This is a genomic window from Pseudolactococcus piscium (genome assembly GCF_002441695.1).
Taxonomy (GTDB): Bacteria; Bacillota; Bacilli; order Lactobacillales; family Streptococcaceae; genus Pseudolactococcus; species Pseudolactococcus piscium.
Window position 1 is genome coordinate 61229 of sequence record NZ_JXJW01000014.1, and the last position, 17410, is coordinate 78638.

Sequence of the window (17410 nt, forward strand, 5' to 3'; positions counted from 1 at the left end):
GACTAATGCATGGATAATGATTCGCTCCTATGATTAATCGCCAACACATGAATTGATTCGGGACTAAGAGCTAATCAATCAACTTGTGGTCAATTTATCTTATCTTGCAATAATTTTTTTTAACGCTTCTGTTATCTTGTTTATAAGTGGTTTAATGACTAATTCATAGTTGCCAGATGATTGCCAAATATAGCCCTTAAAATTTTGCTTAAATTTCAAGACGCCTTGGTCAGGATTATCGGGTGCATTGACGCCCATGAAATTATACTGGTCGATTTGATGCGCATAGGCATATTTTAACATATAATCTTGAATCAAAAAAGGCGCTGAAAATTCTCTAAATTCATCATACATACCACTAAACATATAAATGACTTCATTAGGCATCACGAAAAACTGGGCAGCTGAGAGGATAACGTCCTGATCACCATAAATGCCAACAAACTTACTTAATTCTTCATGCAACTTTTCAAGGCGTGATACTCTTTGTCCAAGTGTATCCAAACTTTTGAGCTTATTTTGTTCTTGAGCTTTCCTAATTTCAGCCTGAATATTATCAAGCTCAATTTGATTCGCTCTTAGCTCTGAATTGAAATTCAATTTAGCTAAAATGAACTTGACGCGATCACCATATGCTTGATGCACTGCCTCATAATAAGAAAGATCTCTAGTCGCAAATTTCCGTCTTTCACCTGCTTCATCGACAACTTTTTTAAAATCACTTAACTCGTCAAAACGAGCTTCATAAACTTTAATGCCTAATTTGCGTGCTTTTTTGATGGTCTGTAACCCATTTTTTTTATATGATTTTTCAACTTTAGCAAAACTTTCATAACCGCTCAAGTCTTTACTATAGTTATAGTTAAACCCTTTTTCAAACTCGCTTAATTGGATTTGTTTGAGCCCTAATTCTTGATAAAAGTCAGCTAAGGCTTGATTTAACTCAGCTGTTTTTTCCCAATTATCATCATATGTCCTTTGTACAACATTCGAGTGAACCACTAATTTTAAAACACCTTGCTTTTTAAGTACTTTTTTTAGTCCAGAGATTAGGACTTGGTTAGTCACATGATCCTCTGAAAAATAAGGATTCCCATGTGCCTCAGCTAAATAACCAAACTTAACCTTTGCAAGCGTCACTAAGATAGCTGCAACTAGCTTATCCTGGTTTTTCACTGCAAAATAATAAGCCTGATGCCCCAAAGCAGTCTGTAACTCCCCAAAATTTTTGGTTTGTTGGAAATGCATATCATCTCGTTTGTCGACAAATAACTCAAATTCAGCCGCGCTTACTGCTACAAATTGCCTACTGTCCAAAATATGTCCCCTTCTTCTTAGCTTCTAGGATATCTCTTATTTCCCAAATTCTGGCACCATTTGTCAAGACCATCTGTTTTTTAGCACCAAAAATTAATTTAGCAGCTTCGAGCTTACTGGTCATCCCACCAGTCCCAAAGCGACTGCCAGCACCGCCAGCAGCTTTCATCAAGTGATCTGTAATCTCAGATACTGTTTCGATTAAACTAGCATCATCAAATATGGTCGGGTTTTTATCATATAGGCCATCTATATCAGACAACATGATCAAGAGATCCGCATCTGATAGGGTCGTTACGATTGCCCCTAATCGGTCATTATCACCAAATTTAGTCTTGTGGTCCATCTCATCTACACTGACGGCATCATTTTCATTAATGATAGGAATAATGCCTAAGCTTAGTGTCGCATTAAGTGCATCACTGGCATTTTTACGGCTTTCTGGAAATTCAATCACATCATTTGTTAACAATAACTGTGATATCTTCTGCTGATAGCGTGCGAAGGTATGCTTATACAAGCTCATCAATTCAACCTGACCAATGGCAGCCAAGGCTTGTTGTTGTGCCATTTCTGCTGGACGTTTGTCTAAGCCCAGTACATTTAGGCCAACACCAATAGCGCCCGAGGTAACCAGAATAATCTCATAGCCTTCGTGTTGCAGGCTTGAGAGCATAAAAGCAAGTTCATCGATATTTTTTAGATTTATTTTTCCGTTAGCCAAAATAAGACTTGATGTCCCAATTTTTATCACAATTCTTTTGGCAGTTTTTAATTTTTCTCGGTTCATTTTTTATTTTTCCAATAATTTTTCAGCTTGTGCAAGTGCTTCTGGTGTAATATCATCCCCAGCCAGCATTTTAGCAATTTCTGTTTTGCGTTGTGATCGGCTTAATTTACTAACAGTTGATGTTGTTCTATCAGCCGCTTGCTGCTTATCAATATGAAATTGAACATCCGCAATCGCAACAACTTGTGGCAAGTGAGAAATACAAAGCACCTGGCCACTTTGAGAAATCTTATGTATTTTATTTGCAATTGCTTGGGCAACACGACCGGAAACCCCAGTATCTACTTCATCAAATACGATAGAGGTCTTATTCTCCCGTCTGGCAAAACTTGACTTAATGGCCAACATAATGCGACTTAATTCACCACCGGACGCGGTTTTAGCTAATGGTTTAAAGCCTTCACCTGGATTCGTTTGAATGAAAAACTCGACATGTTGATTCCCATTTACAGAAAATTTGGCTGGTTCAAACATGACTTTAAAATCTGCTTTCTCCATGTAGAGATCAGCTAGCTCTAATTTAACATCTTCAACGACCTGCTCTGCCATGACAGCTCTCGCTTCAGCTAATTGTTTGGCATGGCTGATAAGGGATTGCTCTGCTGCTTTAAATGCAGTTTCTAGACTTTCTGATGAGTTATCATCTCCAGTTAAACGGGCTAATTCTTTTTGACAATTTTCTAAATAACTTAGAACATCGGTTAATTCAGGACCGTATTTCTTTTTCAGGGTAGTCAGGACTGAAATACGATCTTCAATCATGGTCAACTCTGATGGGTTGAATTCGAGCTCATCTATGCGTTTCTCTAAATCAGCTACGACATCTTCTAATAAATAATAAGCCTCTGATATCTTCTCAGAAAGCTTAGCATAAGCTAGTTCATCAAAATGACTGACCGCTTCTAGTTCATTCATGGCATGTCTAACCATCGATAAACTCGCACTATCTTGTGTCTCATCATCTAAGGCATAGTAGGCTGCATCAAGATGACCAACAATCTGGTTGGCATGTGTCAGTTGCGTACGTCTTTGGTAAATGGCTGTATCTGCATTAAGATCAATGTCTGCAGATGAAATCTCATCAATTTGAAAACTCAAAACATCGATACGTTGCGCAAACTCAGCCTGATTTTTCTTGACTGCAAGTAGTTTTTGACGCAGGTCTTTGTAGGTAGAAAACGTCTCAGCATAAGCTGTCTTGATCGCTAGAAATGCTTGATCACCAAACTCATCTAACATGCTCAAGTGATGTGCTGGACTCATCAATTCTTGGTGATCATGTTGCCCATGAATATCAACCAGCAAGCCACCAATCGCTTGTAAATTAGACAAAGGTGTCATCATCCCATTAATTCGACAAGATGATCTACCATTTGCAAATAGTTCGCGACGTAAAATCAACTCTCCTGAATTTTCAAGACCAAGTGTGGCCAAATGTTGTGCAATTTCCGGACTATCTTTGTAAAAAAACAAGCCTTCAATCTCAGCTTTATCAGCCCCATGACGCACAAACGAGGTCTGTGCACGTGAGCCTAATAAGAGATTCATGGCATCGATAATAATCGATTTACCAGCACCTGTCTCACCTGTCAATATGGTCATGCCTTGATCAAATTGCATGGTAATCGTATCAATAATCGCAAAATTTTTGATTGATATTTCTTGTAACATCGCAACTCCTTTAGCAACTAGATAAAGCCCCTGATAATCGGCTTTTTGTCATTTTAATTAAGCCCATGCCTACTTCTAGCACATGCAGCTTTGACCCCTTTAATTCGCTAGGCGGTCATATATTTTCTCAGCATTATCTTCAGAATAAGCCACCAATAAAATCGTATCATCATCTGAAAGGACTGTAAAAATCATAGTATCAAATTGAGACAACAACCTTTTTTTGAGTATCATGGCAGATCCTGGACTCGTTTTGATGGCTAACTGATTGCCAAGTATCTTGATGCCTAAAACAACAGACTTGAACCATTCTTCGTCAGAATTCGGGAGATAGCTTTCTGGTAAGGCATACCGATACCCACCATTTTTTGCAGGCGCTTTGATCAATCTTAATTCCCGCATATCACGGGAAACAGTTGCTTGGGTCACTTCAACATTTAAATCCAGAAGTGCAGTTACCAGATCATCCTGCGTCATAATCTCACGCGCAACGAGTATATCCTTAATTAAGTTAATTCGCTCACTTTTTTTCATCTAATTCTCCATGGGCATCAGCAACAACTGCTTTAACATCAGTTAATACATGATCAACAGCTGCTGTTTCTTTTGACAAATGTAGCAGAAACTCAATATTGCCATGTCCTCCTTTGATTGGAGAACTTGTCAAGCCAAGTGTTGAGAATCCGAGACCATTTGCCATCACGACAACCTGTTCGATCACAGATTCATGAATGCGCGCATCTTTTATGATCCCATTTTTACCAATTTGTTCACGGCCTGCCTCAAATTGCGGCTTGATAAGTGCAACCACATGACCACCCGTGATTAAAATATCGTATAAAGCCGGTAAAATCAGGGCTAAGCTGATAAAAGAGACATCGATTGATGCAAATGCAGGTAAGCCATGCGCAAACTCGCTAGCTTGTGCATACCGAAAGTTAAACTGCTCCATAACCACAACACGACTGTCTTGTCTGATTTTCCAAGCTAATTGGTTGGTGCCGACATCCACGGCATATACAAGTTTAGCACCATCTTGCAGCATGACATCGGTAAAACCACCTGTCGATGACCCGATATCGATCGCAACCTTATCTGATACGCTCAAATCAAAATAGGCTAGTGCTCTTGCTAACTTTAAGCCACCTCGGCTTACGTAGGGGAGCTTTTCCCCTTTAATGACCAGTTCTAATTCATCAGAGATTTTTTCTCCCGGCTTATCAAACCGCTCACCATTTTGTGCATTCATCACGATACCAGCCATAACACCGCGTTTTGCTTGTTCTCTTGTGTCAAATAGCCCTTGATTAAAAGCTAGGACATCTACTCGTTCTTTAGTCAATTCTTAATCTTTCAATTTGTCTTAAAATAGTGTCTGATGTCATCTGAGTTTGATCAGATATCTCAGTCAATAACTGCGTAGCATCCGCTAAATTCTCAGCTAAGGCCGCTTTAGCCCCTGAAAGCCCCAATAATTTCACATACGTAGACTTGTCTGCGACAAGATCCTTGCCAGGTGTTTTACCTAGTTGATCAAATGTTGCAGTCACATCTAAAATGTCATCCCGAATCTGAAAGGCTTGACCAACTTTTTCACCTAAGGTGCGAAGTAGGACAAGCACCTCAGCAGACTGATGGGCAATGATCCCTGCCGCAACGAAAGGAAAAGTAAGCATTCTGCCTGTTTTCAAAGCATGAATCTGTTTGAGTGCTTCAAATGTTAAGCTATGATGCTCCCCATCCATGTCTAATACTTGTCCTGCTACCATGCCATGACTACCTGAAGCATAAGCCAGTTCAGCTACTAATGCCACGATGACTTGAGCTGGTAGGCCAGATTCAGCTAGTAATAAGTAAGGGTCTAATAAAAGGGCATCTCCAGCTAAAATTGCTTGGGCTTCGCCATAAACCTTGTGATTAGTTGCTTGTCCACGACGAAAATCATCATCATCCATGGCCGGCAGGTCATCATGTATCAAAGAACTTGTATGGATTAGCTCTACAGCAGCAGCAACTTTAAAATGTGCTGTTGTACATGTGATCCCAAACCCCTGCAAAGTCTCTAATAAAAATAAAGGTCTAATCCGTTTACCACCTGAATTAAGTGAATACTGAATACTCTGCGTCAAATGATCAACCAATGCTTCAGATGCGTAAAATGTATTGAAAGTAGCCGTTAAGTCAGATAAAAATGTCTTATTTTCCATCGAATTCTTGTTCAGTTCCATTGTCAGCCATTACCTTTACTAAGGTTTCCTCTGCCGCTTTTAAGGTGTTTTGCAAGGCTTTAGAGAGTTTCATGCCTTTTTGAAATTCAGCAATCGCCTCTTCTAAAGGAACATCTCCATTTTCTAATCGTTTGACAATGTCTTCTAACGCCCCAAGATTTTCTTCAAAAGTCACTGTTTCAATCGCTTTAGCCATTATTTTTTTACCTCTACTTTAATTTTACCATCTGATACTTCTAAGTCTAACACTTGCTTGTCTGTGACAGCTTTAACTGATTTGATAACGTCACCATCCTGTGTTCTAGCGATGGAGAAGCCACGTTTAACGATTTTGATCGGATCTATGAGTGACAAATTATCATATGCTTTTTCAGCACGATGCTTTTGTTGTTCAAAATAAGTCAGTACGTTGCGTTTTAAGGCATCTGTGTCACTTGCAAGATCTCGGTGCAAGGTCACTAATTTTTGATCTAGTCGCAGACTCATCAACCGCGTTGTCAGTATGCTCTGTTCTTGTCGATCACTTTGAATCTGTTGACGTAATCGATTGTTTAACTCAGTTGTCAGACTGTCCACCTTTTGCAAGTAACTGTCATATAAGCGCTCAGGTTGTCGAAAGACGACCGAATTTTGTAACCTGGTTAATCCATCTTGGTGTTTGACGATATAGCGCTGTGTCATACTGGTCAATCTCGTCTCACTTGTTGCTAAATATTGTAAAATATCAACTTTTGTATTGGGTGTCGCGAGCTCCGCTGCCGCAGTCGGTGTCGCTGCTCGTCTATCTGCTACGAAATCAGCTAGGGTAGTATCTGTTTCATGACCCACTGAAGAGATGACTGGAATGCGAGATTCAAAAATACTTCTCACCACAACCTCTTCATTAAAAGCCCATAAATCTTCTATAGAGCCACCACCACGACCGATGATCAACACATCTAGGTCAGTGCGCTGGTTTGCTTCTTTAATCCGAGCTGCCACTGCTTCAGCACTTCCTACCCCCTGTACCTTTGCAGGAAACAGTAAAATCTCTGTCATCGGAAACCTGCGATTAACTGTCGTGATAATGTCTCGAATCACGGCGCCACTAGGACTGGTTACCACACCAATTTTTCTGGAAAAATTAGGAATCTGTTGTTTAAAATCAGGATTAAATAGGCCTTCGGCAGTTAATTTTTTCTTAAGTTGCTCAAGTTTAATCGCGAGGGCACCAACACCATCTGGTATCATCTTTTCGACAATGATGGCGTATGACCCACCAGGTTCATAAAGCTGAACACGACCAACCAAATTAACTTTCATGCCTTCTTCTAAGTCAAAGGCTAATTTAGAGAAGACCCCAGCCCACATGGTCGCCTGGATAACTGATTTTTCATCCTTTATGGCAAAATATTGGTGTTTAGGACGTCGTCTGAAATTTGAAATTTCACCCGTCAAAAAAACCCGTTCCAAGTATGGGTCACGGTCAAACTTGGTTTTCAAATATTTAGTTAACGTTGATACAGTCAAATATTCTGTCATAGTCCTTCTATTATACCAAAAAATCCTTAAAAACTCATGTTGATTCTATCCCAGCTCACGCAAGGTTATCTTTTGTATCAGGCTTAGTTGTGCTTTGATAGCCTAAACAAATAAGATGGTCAGCCCATTTACCTTGACCCATAGTAACTCGTGACTAGTCTGTTTATTTGTTTGGAAGCAACTTGCTATGCCTAACTCAAATTGATAATCAATCTATCAAGCACTATGCCTATCAGTTAATCCTTTTTGACAGCGTTTTCATAAAGTGTTACCATGGAATAAGGATGGGAGAAAAATAATATGGGGAGCTAGATGGTTCTCCTGATGAGAGTGTGAATAGATGGTCTACAAAAAATATGGACAAGTCTTTAGAAAGTTAAGAAAGCAAAGAGGCCTACCTTTGATATACTTTGAACCACTAGGTATTTCCAAAGCAGCTTTGGCCAAATTTGAGCGCGGTGAGACGATGATGAGCTTCGAGAGACTCACGCTAGCACTACAAAGCTTAGATGTTAGTCTTGAGGAGTTTGAACACCACCTCAATCATTTTTCATTAAGCAATCTAGAAGCGATTTCTGATGATATCTTTGATTTATCTATCAGAGGGGAGCAACAAGCACTCTCTACGTTATCGCAGGAATTAGCTGAAGATGATCAGCTTATTTTATCTTTAACTGCACGTTATGCTAGCTATAATTCTGAATTTAAAAGCTTGAGCTCGTCTGAGGGGCTAGATGATATCAGAGACTTTCTTTATAAAATCGAGTTGTGGGGATATTATGAACTCCATATCCTTTTTCATACTGTTTTCCATCTAGAGTCTGAGGAAGTGATCTATTTATTTAACAGGTGTCTCATGTCTAATCCTCATTTCTTTAATATTCCAAAATACAGAACCAAACTCCTAGATCTTGGTTATCGGGCTGCAAACGTCCTCATCAGTAGGGGAGATCAGGACGGGAGTCTCTACCTCCTTAATCGAATCGATAGTTATCAGGTGCACCATACCATGGCAAATCAAAATTTTAAAAATCTAACCATCGGCTTCTGGACTTATCGTTTTGAAGATGCTGCTTCTGGCAGGCAACAGATTACCAAATGTGTTGAGCTTATCAAGGAGATTGAAACGCCTGATATGGCAGAGTATATCACCCAAGCCTTTAAAACGATCATCAATAGCTAGTCAATTCACAAAAACACCTTTTACCAGGCGAATATCTGGTAAAAGGTGTTTCTTTAGTTAAACAACTCAAGTGATAATTCACACGTGTTCCTGAGTAACAACTTTGCTTTTGAAAGTACTTTTTCACTACCGATCCCAACAGAGAAAATACCTGCAGCATTGATTGCTGCTATGCCAGAAGCCGCATCCTCAATACCAATGCACTCTGTCACGGAGACACCGAGCTGTGTGACAGCTTTTAGAAAGATGTCTGGACTCGGTTTTCCCTCAGCTACAGTCGATGGATCAACGATACAGTCAAAATAAGCTGTCAAGCCAAGTTTCTCTAGAATTTTTGGTGCATTCAGACTTGACGACACTAGCCCTAACTTAATCTCACTAGCCTTGCATGCTTTTAGAAAATCTAATATGCCAGGTAGGATGTCAGCTTCAGACATTTTTGCGATTAATCGATTATAATAGGCATTTTTCTCCTCACATAATCGACTCATTTCAGCATCTGAAAAGTTGTGACGCACCTTGTTTTTCTCTAAAATTAAGGTTAAAGCAGCCAGTCTAGGGATGCCCCTTAGCGCGACTTCCATGCTAGGTTTGACAATAAGTCGATAGCGTCTACCTAAATAACGCCAAGCTAGAAAATGGCAATCTGCTGTATTTGTAATCACGCCGTCTAAATCAAATAGAATTGCTTTTAGTAACATCTCGTATCAAACCTCCCACAAAAGGCGTCCACGGGACTCACCCCTTTAAACTCACTTTTCCCTAATAGCTTATCCAGTGTCGCGGATACTACACCTTCTTGATCGCTATAGGCATTAATATAAACTGGTACACGTGGTGCATCTTCTAAATGATAAGGATTGCCAAATGAGACCATAATTGTCGGAATTTCTTTTAAAAATAGTGGTAAAAACTGTCCCATTGGTTGCCCAAAAGAGACTCGGTTGGTCGTTTGATTACTTTTGACTTGATAATTCAGCGTATACAAAATGAGGTCATATTTTTTCATCATCGCTTGACGAGACCCCATCATCGCCTCAAATCCAAAGGCGACATCATCGCTCTCTGGTTTTGTCACTTGGAATCCTGCCTCTGTTAATCGCTTAATCACTTGTTGACTAACCGAATGACCATTATGCAAGTCTAAGAGTAATATTTTTTTGTGCTTTTCTACCTCTAGTTTTTTAAACGCGATCTCATTTTTAACTAGTGTGATGCCCTTGTCAAATACTGATGTTTTTAATGCATTTGCATCTTGCTTATTCGTTTGCAATACCGCTTTTTCTTTGTCCGTTACCATCGCTTTGGCCCCTAAAATACGAACAAGTGCCTCATTTAAACGCCTTGTACTAATCTCTCCAGTCTCAACTGCTTGATAGACGCTTTGATAGTCTTCTGCTAAATCTGTCGTAAACAAAAGCATATCACAGCCTGCTTTGATTGTTTCAACAACCGCCTGTTTTCGTGGATAGAAACTATTAAAGCCACCCATAGTTGAGGCATCTGTAATGATGAGACCATTAAAGCCTAGTTGCCTTCTTAATAAGTCTTGTAATAGATGTGAGGATAAGGTGGCAGGCATCATCTCATGATCTGCTATATCTGGAAACTGAGTTCGCTCATAATCTGGTAACAAAATATGCCCTGCCATGATACAAGGTGCACCTTGATCAATCAAGGTTTTATAAACTTTGCCATAGGTTGCCAGCCACTCCGGAAATGACAAACTGTTTACAGAAGGTAATAGATGGTGGTCTCGGTTATCTATACCATCACCTGGAAAATGCTTGATGACAGGCAAGATTTGATGTTGTAGAAATCCCTTGACAAACTGTTCCGACATCCGAATGACCTGATCAACCTGATCACCAAAACTTCTGGTTTGGGTAATCGGGTTATCCGGATTCAGCTGTAAGTCTACAACTGGTGAAAAGGTCATGTTAGCACCAGCCGATGCAGATACACTTGCCATATCGCTTACTGCCTGCGTAACTAGCTGATCATCATTTGTTGCTGAAAGTAACATAGGACTGCCATAACCTGTCTCTTCAGCAATCAGTGCATTAGCGCCACTTTCTATGTTTGCCGAAAAGAAAGGCATGATTGCCATCTCTTTTTCAGCAAACGTGACCAAGGCTTTGGTCACATCTTCATTTGTTGGTCTAAACATCAAGCCACCCGGTTTATATTTTTTGCAGATATCAAACATATCACCATGCGCTGTCTTATCAAAATGTAGTAGGAAAAATAATTGACCAACCTTATCAGCTAAAGACATATTCGCAATCTGATGCATTATCTCTTGTGCACTTTTGGTAGATAGGTTAAATGGTGCTGTTTGAAGTATATCTAGGGAATTCATAAGGGAACCTCTTTCTAATTATGGACGACTATCGTATTTACCTTGAGATAAGTCTGAAACTATTTTTTGATACATATCAGCAGTCAAAATATAATTTCGTAATATAAGGAAGCCGATGAGTAAGCCGATAGCTGGGACAAAGACCAGGACGTAATGCAGGGCACTTAACATCTGAGGGGTTTGAGCTGCATTTGGATTATAGCCAATACCTGTCAGCACCCAGCCAGCGATTGCTCCTGATAGGCCAGTAGCAAGTTTAGAAGTGATCGTATTGGTAGAAAAGATGACACTTTCCGTCCGAATTTTTGTTTTCCATTCGCCATACTCAACACAAGCTGCGACCATATTGGTAAAGAAAAGGGAATATACACCCAAAAGCGCGCTTGAAATGCCATCTATTACGATATAAAAAGCAGACAAATCTGTCGTCAGAATATAGCACACACACAATAGCATTTGAACCAGAACAAATAAACTCATGACTTGTTTATCACTATATGTCTTTAATAATTTAGGACAAGCAGAAATCAAAATCAAAGTCAGGGGTAAAGCAACCATTGAGCCAAATGACCCTAGACTATCATTACCGAGTTGGTACTTGTAGAAATAAATCCCCAGGGCACTCTTGACGGCAATCGGAATATAAATGGCTAACTTAGCAAAAGTCAACACAATTAGCTGGCCATTGCCTTTTAATGCTGTAATCATTTGTTTACCAGTGATCTTATCTGTCGCTTTTTTAGCCTTAGCTGATCCCGTGCTGATGTCGTTAAACTTAGATACTGTTCTAGATAACATCAAACCAGCGACACTGAATACGATAGCCACTATGATAGATAGCATAGAAAATCCCTTGCCATAATTCCCTTGACCTAACAAATGAACCAAGGGCATTTGACCAATTCCTAACCCAAATGCCGCAAAGAGAATGCCTGATTTACAGATGGTCAGTAGTTTGACACGCTTTTCAGCATCTTTTGTGATCGATGGTACAAGCGACCAGTAGGCAATATCAAAGAAAGCATAGGCAGCCCAAAATAGAATGGTCATGACGTAGATATAAATTAAGTGCAGCTCCTTACTGATATTGGGTTGAAAGAAGAGACCCACCAGTAACAAGCTGATCATCACAGGCATCACTGTAATATAAGGTTTATACTTCCCCCATTTTGTATTTGTTTTCTCAATCAACACTGCAACACAAGGATCGATAAAGAGACTGACGATCCTAACGACTAGTAAAATCGTCCCAACAGTTGCTGCTGAGAACCCAACTGCTTCCGTAAAATAAAAGAGATAAGCAGCGGAGATGAAGGCATATACCAGATTTTGACCGATACCCCCCATCGTGAAATCACGAATGATTTTATTAAAACTATACATATTTTTCCTCCATTCTTTCTATATCTCAAGTTTAGCACCAGCACAAGCACTTAACGTCGAATGCTTAATTATTCTCTTAAATGAGAAACTAAAACTTGCTAAATAGACTAAATAGCTGATTGTTAGCTTCTTATCTAAAACAAGTAACAGCACAGTTGACACGATAATGGGCGTTGTGAGCCACTCATATTTTTGAGAACTACCCACTTTTTATCAAGGCAACAAAAAAAGACAAGACCGTAATCTTGTCTGAATGGCTCACAGTTATCATATCGCGGGCCTAAGTTTAGCAGCTGATTTAGCGAGAAAGGCAACTTAACTTATCTTAAGTCAATTATTCCTTATAAACTGTCCATCCGCCATGGTTTGACAGTCTCATATAAGTGCGCCTTGTCGATTGAATCAAACAGCTCCATTTTCTGTTTGACTACTTTTTTACCTGCTAGTATCGCATCTGGAAATAAATTATTTGGATCCCAACCACCTTTTGTGGTCAATATCTCTGCTAATTTTTTATAGATTTCTCTCTTGAAATCAGATGAGATGTTCACCTTCTGTACGCCTAAAGATACTGCAGATGAAATTTCTGAGTCAGGATTATTCGATCCACCATGTAGCACTAGTGGTATGGCAACTGTTTCTTTAATCTGTTTGAGGATAGTTAAATTCAATTTCGGCTCGAACCCATCTGGATAGATACCATGAGCGGTACCGATTGCGACTGCAAGCGTATCAACGCCAGTTTGTTCAACAAATAATTTGGCATCCTGTGGATCCGTATAGGCAACACCTGTCACTGCATCGCCACCTTTTTCAAAGGTATCACCCATTGCGCCTATCGTACCAAGTTCCCCTTCTACAGAGATATCTAGCTGATGACAAATATGGACCACCTCTTTTGTGAGGGCGACATTATCGGCAAAGGAAAGCAGGGAGCCATCTATCATGACTGATGTAAAGCCACAGCGAATTGCACGTAGCACATTTTGAATGGTGTCTCCGTGGTCTAAATGTAAGACAAAGGGAATTGGTGAATTAGACAATCTTGCCACAACATATTTGAAAAAGTCGTCTTTGGCATAGGCTAACTCAGTCGGATGCACTTCAATAATCGCTGGTGCCATATTTTCTTCAGCTGTTTCTACGACAGTCTGGAACAGGGCATTATCAGATATATTGAATGCACCTACAGCAAACTTCTCTTTTTGGGCGATTTCTAGTAGTTGTGTCATATTAATTAGCATGTTTCATCTCTTTTCTAACTATCCATTTTGATAGCATTTTCACTGATAAAGGTCGATTTTATCAACCTTAACTAAATTTAAAATCAGACAAATCTAAGGCTGCTTCATCGGATGCGGTTAAGTCCTGATCATCACCTGCTTTCTTTTCTTTTTTGATAATGATTAAGATCGTTGCTGTAACGAGAGAACCTGTCAGCAAGGCAAACACTGCAAATAATGGATTGGTCATCGCTGGTATGACAAATACCCCACCTGATGGTACACCACTCTCTACACCTAGAGAAAAGCTGATGGCACCCGTGATACCACACCCGATAGACGTCGCACATATGGTTCTTACGATATCATTCATGGCGATGGGAATGACACCCTCAGAAATCATACATAATCCCATGGGAAAGGCGACTTTAATGTTTTCAATTTCTTGATCCGAGTAAATATTTTTATGAAATAGTCTTGAAAACACCAAGGATATAGAGATGCCAATCGGCGGTACCATGGCAGCTAAGACCTTGACTCCTTCTGGTCCTTTTATACCTTCTAGTAGCAAGCCATCACAGATTAAATTCGGGACTTTACTAATCGGACCACCCAAATCAAAACAGCCTAGAAAGCCGATCACAAAGCCATATAAAACTTTTGAGGACGTATCTAATCCCTTAATCAATGCGGTCAATCCTTCAGTCAGCCATACAATAGGCCCACCCACGACAAAGTACATGATTAAGCCTGCGATAATGGCAGATAGGACTGGAATAATCATCATCGGCATCAAGGCGACTGCCCATTTTGGTACTTTTAGCTTCTCTTTTATGAGTAAGGCAGTGTAGCCGACAATGAAACCGCCAAGCATCCCGCCTAAGAAGCCCGCGCCTAAAAAGGCGGCAATTTGACCGATCAAAAAGCCAGGTGCAATCCCCGGTCTATCCGCAATAGAGAAAGAGATATAGCCAGATATAAAAGCTGGTAGCAGACCCATCCCTAATACACCCAGTGACGTTAAGGCATCTGGTATCGTCATGCTAACCGTTTTATCTGTAATATTTGCACCTCCCATCAAGTTGCCTATAGCAATTAACAAACCAGATGCAACAATCAATGGGAGCATATATGAAATTGCTGTCATGGCGTGTTTCTTTATTTCAGTTCTCGAAAACATATGTGACCTCCTTACAAATTAAGTATTATGCGTCATTTATCATTTCTTCTATTTTCTGTATAATTTTTACAGGTGATTTAATCACCCTACCTGTAGGGATTTCGATGATTTTTTTGCCTGCAAACCGTTCTTTTTCAGATATCTGAATATCTATGGCCAGGACGACAACATCTGCATCTCTGATCTGGTTTGTGGTGAGGGCATCTTCCACACCGATCGTCCCTTGTGTTTCTATCCAGATCTCATGGCCTAGTGATTTTGCAGCTTTGATTAGTTTTTCTTTAGCAATGTACGTGTGGGCTATACCAGATGTACACGCTGCTACACCAACAATTTTCATCTTTTCTCCTTTTATTATTTATCTATTAGCCAATAAGGCCATTATTTCCTGTTTCGTTTGACTGGCTTTCAACTGCTTAATCTTATCTTCATCAGCCAGTATGGCAGCGACTTGCTGTAAGAGTTTGATATGTAAGGTCGTCGCATCGACATTTTTAACTGCAAACATAATAATCAACTCCACTGGTTGATTGTCTAGAGACTCCCAAACGACTGGTGAGTGGCACTTGCCAATCACAATAGCTGTTTTCAAGACATAATCTGATTTGCCATGCGGAATCGCAATCCCGTCACCTAATCCTGTAATCCCCTCACTCTCCCGGAACAAGACATCCTTGGTAAATTCGGCTATATCAGAAATTAAGGCATTATCATAGAGTAGCTGAGATAGTTCATCGATCACCTCATGTTTACTTGTCCCCTGTAAGTTTAAGCATATCTGCTCTTCTGTTATGATTTTTGTGATGTCATTCTCTACATTCATCAATCCAATTCTCCTAAGTAGTTTCTAATTCTTTCTTCATCCTGAGCTGTCAAGATGCTGTTAACTAAAATCATAGGCGTATCATAATTCTCTTTGATTTTAGATGTTGTAATGATCAAGTCTATATTTGCATAGGCTTTCTGATGGTGATCAAGATACCGTTTAGAAATAATATCCAGCACTTCTAAATCTGGAAATACTTTATTGACCTTTGCCTTAAGAAAACTAGATGTGCCAACGCCATTATGACAGACAATCAAGACTTTTCTTTTATGACTCTTTGACAGTTCAATATACTTGATAAAATAAACAAGCATGAAGCCGATTTCATCTTCTGATATGCTTGATAAGTGAAAGACGTCAATCGTTTTCGAAACCGTATCTGTTAAAGCACTAAATAAGTCTGCGTATTGTCGTTTTATATCAGATAGCATGGCATTACTAACAACAATACCGTGTTTGATCCTAAACAACATCTGCTTGATATGAATCAACAACTCGGATAAGTTGTCTTGATGATACAACTCATAGCCACTTATCTGACTCATTTCCTTAATCAAGTACGTCGTGATTGCGACCCCGTTATCTTGGGTGATATGAAAGAGTAACCGATCATTTTCAATTCTGGATGAAATCAGGAGTTGAAAAGCGTACAGGACTTCTATATCTAATAAAGGCGTATTTAAGTAGTTGCTAACTTTTTGAATCAATTTTTGGGCGATGACATACACCTGATGATTGGCCTGGATTAGCGTTGTTTCCGATTGGTTGATTTCTACCCTCTCTTTATCAGGATACAAGACCCCCTTTCTAACTCTTGCTATCATAATATAGAGATGAATATATATATTATGATTATAAGGATGACAGATTAGTCCAGCCATTTCCCCTTCGATGAAGGTGATGATCGACTTGATGAACGCCTCATCCATAGCTTGTATGGTCTCCAAGCTTGTCATACTGCCTGTTTCTGTAAACTGATGATGAATAATAGCTGAAGCAAGTCGTCTAAGATTTACTTCACTACCAGCCACATATAGCGTGCTACTTTTTTTGACAAGTCTCAAGTCATAATGCGTTAATTCCTGAGTCATAAGCTTCATATCTCCTGCCAAAACTGTTTGACTGATATAAGCTGCTGCTAGGAGAGCGTCCACAGTTGTTGGATAGGGTGATTTTAAGACTAGCTGTAGTAACATTTTTTCTCTGCGTTCCTTAGGCCCTACAGCCAATCTATTTGTCGTAGCTAACTGACTATCCTCCAGATAATTGTCATAATCTAATTCAAATCCAATGCCGATTTTGGCCTTAATCAAGTCATGATGACAATATTTTTCATTAATGGCGCTAACCGTCCTATATACTGTTTTAGATGACACGTTTAACGCACTAGACAACTCACTTGCAGTTACACCATGTTTGGCATGTAACAACACCTTGATGACTGCTTCCTCTCGATCAGTTAATTTCATATTCGTTCCTCTACTTATAGTATAGCAAGCTATTCTCTTGTCATTAACTTTACTCTGTCCATTAGTCTAGACATGTCGCAAGTTATCGACAACTTGCGACTGGCTAATATTGATGCTTTATAGCTGAGTTTAACAGATACTATCTCTTAGTCATATACGATTTTCACAGGTCTTTATATCGCTTGAGACATAAAAAAAAGCACAAGCCTACTTGGCATTGTACTTTTTCGGCTCTTTGTCAAATTGTGTGGGAAATA

Annotated in this window: 17 protein-coding genes; 1 reads left to right on the forward strand and 16 read right to left on the reverse strand. The window is 39.6% G+C overall.

What is annotated here, in order from left to right; all coding sequences use genetic code 11:
* Positions 1-99: 99 nt before the first annotated feature.
* From RU86_RS07755 to xseA, 8 genes are all read right to left on the reverse strand, one after another.
* Positions 100-1317: a peptidoglycan bridge formation glycyltransferase FemA/FemB family protein gene (locus tag RU86_RS07755; protein WP_096814818.1), complete on the reverse strand. Its 1218-nt coding sequence runs from the start codon at positions 1315-1317 to the stop codon at positions 100-102.
* Positions 1307-2107: a glutamate 5-kinase gene (gene proB / locus RU86_RS07760; protein WP_047915322.1), complete on the reverse strand. Its 801-nt coding sequence runs from the start codon at positions 2105-2107 to the stop codon at positions 1307-1309. The genes RU86_RS07755 and proB overlap by 11 nt, the downstream gene beginning before the upstream one ends.
* A 3-nt stretch (positions 2108-2110) precedes the next feature.
* Positions 2111-3778 (reverse strand): DNA repair protein RecN, encoded by a 1668-nt coding sequence (gene recN / locus RU86_RS07765; protein ID WP_096814819.1) that lies wholly within the window; start codon positions 3776-3778, stop codon positions 2111-2113.
* 99 nt (positions 3779-3877) lie between these two features.
* Positions 3878-4312 carry an arginine repressor gene (locus RU86_RS07770; protein WP_096814820.1) on the reverse strand — a complete coding sequence of 145 codons (435 nt, stop codon included), beginning with the start codon at positions 4310-4312 and terminating at the stop codon, positions 3878-3880.
* Positions 4299-5120, reverse strand: coding sequence for a TlyA family RNA methyltransferase (locus RU86_RS07775; RefSeq protein ID WP_096814821.1), 822 nt, complete (start codon positions 5118-5120; stop codon positions 4299-4301). The genes RU86_RS07770 and RU86_RS07775 overlap by 14 nt, the downstream gene beginning before the upstream one ends.
* The gene (locus RU86_RS07780) at positions 5113-5985 is read right to left on the reverse strand and encodes a polyprenyl synthetase family protein (RefSeq protein WP_096814822.1); all 873 of its coding nucleotides are present in this window, start codon (positions 5983-5985) and stop codon (positions 5113-5115) included. Before RU86_RS07780 ends, RU86_RS07775 begins: the two co-directional genes overlap by 8 nt.
* Positions 5975-6202: an exodeoxyribonuclease VII small subunit gene (locus tag RU86_RS07785; protein ID WP_096814823.1), complete on the reverse strand. Its 228-nt coding sequence runs from the start codon at positions 6200-6202 to the stop codon at positions 5975-5977. The genes RU86_RS07780 and RU86_RS07785 overlap by 11 nt, the downstream gene beginning before the upstream one ends.
* A complete protein-coding gene (gene xseA / locus RU86_RS07790) occupies positions 6202-7527 on the reverse strand; it encodes an exodeoxyribonuclease VII large subunit (protein WP_096814824.1) in 1326 nt (441 codons plus the stop codon). Before xseA ends, RU86_RS07785 begins: the two co-directional genes overlap by 1 nt.
* A 340-nt stretch (positions 7528-7867) precedes the next feature.
* On the opposite strand from xseA, the gene RU86_RS07795 reads away from it, so the two are divergent.
* The gene (locus tag RU86_RS07795) at positions 7868-8710 is read left to right on the forward strand and encodes a helix-turn-helix domain-containing protein (protein WP_096814825.1); all 843 of its coding nucleotides are present in this window, start codon (positions 7868-7870) and stop codon (positions 8708-8710) included.
* A 53-nt stretch (positions 8711-8763) separates the two neighbouring features.
* Here RU86_RS07795 and pgmB read toward each other — a convergent pair whose 3' ends face one another.
* The 8 genes from pgmB to RU86_RS07835 all read right to left on the reverse strand — a co-directional run bounded on the left by pgmB (position 8764) and on the right by RU86_RS07835 (position 17153).
* Positions 8764-9411: a beta-phosphoglucomutase gene (gene pgmB, locus RU86_RS07800; protein WP_096814826.1), complete on the reverse strand. Its 648-nt coding sequence runs from the start codon at positions 9409-9411 to the stop codon at positions 8764-8766.
* Positions 9402-11072 (reverse strand): glycoside hydrolase family 3 N-terminal domain-containing protein, encoded by a 1671-nt coding sequence (locus RU86_RS07805; RefSeq protein WP_096814827.1) that lies wholly within the window; start codon positions 11070-11072, stop codon positions 9402-9404. The genes pgmB and RU86_RS07805 overlap by 10 nt, the downstream gene beginning before the upstream one ends.
* A gap of 18 nt (positions 11073-11090) precedes the next feature.
* Positions 11091-12455, reverse strand: coding sequence for an MFS transporter (locus tag RU86_RS07810; RefSeq protein ID WP_096814828.1), 1365 nt, complete (start codon positions 12453-12455; stop codon positions 11091-11093).
* Between the two features lie 341 nt (positions 12456-12796).
* A complete protein-coding gene (locus RU86_RS07815) occupies positions 12797-13699 on the reverse strand; it encodes a ketose-bisphosphate aldolase (protein ID WP_096814829.1) in 903 nt (300 codons plus the stop codon).
* A 67-nt stretch (positions 13700-13766) separates the two neighbouring features.
* A complete protein-coding gene (locus tag RU86_RS07820; RefSeq protein WP_096814830.1) occupies positions 13767-14858 on the reverse strand; it encodes a PTS fructose transporter subunit IIC in 1092 nt (363 codons plus the stop codon).
* A 25-nt stretch (positions 14859-14883) separates the two neighbouring features.
* Positions 14884-15198: a PTS fructose transporter subunit IIB gene (locus tag RU86_RS07825; protein ID WP_096814831.1), complete on the reverse strand. Its 315-nt coding sequence runs from the start codon at positions 15196-15198 to the stop codon at positions 14884-14886.
* Positions 15199-15216: 18 nt separating this feature from the next.
* Positions 15217-15681 carry a PTS sugar transporter subunit IIA gene (locus tag RU86_RS07830; protein ID WP_096814832.1) on the reverse strand — a complete coding sequence of 155 codons (465 nt, stop codon included), beginning with the start codon at positions 15679-15681 and terminating at the stop codon, positions 15217-15219.
* Positions 15681-17153, reverse strand: coding sequence for a BglG family transcription antiterminator (locus tag RU86_RS07835; RefSeq protein ID WP_096814833.1), 1473 nt, complete (start codon positions 17151-17153; stop codon positions 15681-15683). Before RU86_RS07835 ends, RU86_RS07830 begins: the two co-directional genes overlap by 1 nt.
* Positions 17154-17410 lie beyond the last annotated feature (257 nt).

What these genes read in the sequence shown, in the direction of transcription:
- proB (WP_047915322.1), bottom strand. Translation starts at nt 2,107, where the DNA reads ATGAACCGAGAAAAATTAAAAACTGCCAAAAGAATTGTGATAAAAATT.
- recN (WP_096814819.1), bottom strand. Translation starts at nt 3,778, where the DNA reads ATGTTACAAGAAATATCAATCAAAAATTTTGCGATTATTGATACGATT.
- RU86_RS07770 (WP_096814820.1), bottom strand. Translation starts at nt 4,312, where the DNA reads ATGAAAAAAAGTGAGCGAATTAACTTAATTAAGGATATACTCGTTGCG.
- RU86_RS07780 (WP_096814822.1), bottom strand. Translation starts at nt 5,985, where the DNA reads ATGGAAAATAAGACATTTTTATCTGACTTAACGGCTACTTTCAATACA.
- RU86_RS07785 (WP_096814823.1), bottom strand. Translation starts at nt 6,202, where the DNA reads ATGGCTAAAGCGATTGAAACAGTGACTTTTGAAGAAAATCTTGGGGCG.
- xseA (WP_096814824.1), bottom strand. Translation starts at nt 7,527, where the DNA reads ATGACAGAATATTTGACTGTATCAACGTTAACTAAATATTTGAAAACC.
- RU86_RS07795 (WP_096814825.1), top strand. Translation starts at nt 7,868, where the DNA reads ATGGTCTACAAAAAATATGGACAAGTCTTTAGAAAGTTAAGAAAGCAA.
- pgmB (WP_096814826.1), bottom strand. Translation starts at nt 9,411, where the DNA reads ATGTTACTAAAAGCAATTCTATTTGATTTAGACGGCGTGATTACAAAT.
- RU86_RS07805 (WP_096814827.1), bottom strand. Translation starts at nt 11,072, where the DNA reads ATGAATTCCCTAGATATACTTCAAACAGCACCATTTAACCTATCTACC.
- RU86_RS07810 (WP_096814828.1), bottom strand. Translation starts at nt 12,455, where the DNA reads ATGTATAGTTTTAATAAAATCATTCGTGATTTCACGATGGGGGGTATC.
- RU86_RS07815 (WP_096814829.1), bottom strand. Translation starts at nt 13,699, where the DNA reads ATGCTAATTAATATGACACAACTACTAGAAATCGCCCAAAAAGAGAAG.
- RU86_RS07820 (WP_096814830.1), bottom strand. Translation starts at nt 14,858, where the DNA reads ATGTTTTCGAGAACTGAAATAAAGAAACACGCCATGACAGCAATTTCA.
- RU86_RS07825 (WP_096814831.1), bottom strand. Translation starts at nt 15,198, where the DNA reads ATGAAAATTGTTGGTGTAGCAGCGTGTACATCTGGTATAGCCCACACG.
- RU86_RS07830 (WP_096814832.1), bottom strand. Translation starts at nt 15,681, where the DNA reads ATGAATGTAGAGAATGACATCACAAAAATCATAACAGAAGAGCAGATA.
- RU86_RS07835 (WP_096814833.1), bottom strand. Translation starts at nt 17,153, where the DNA reads ATGAAATTAACTGATCGAGAGGAAGCAGTCATCAAGGTGTTGTTACAT.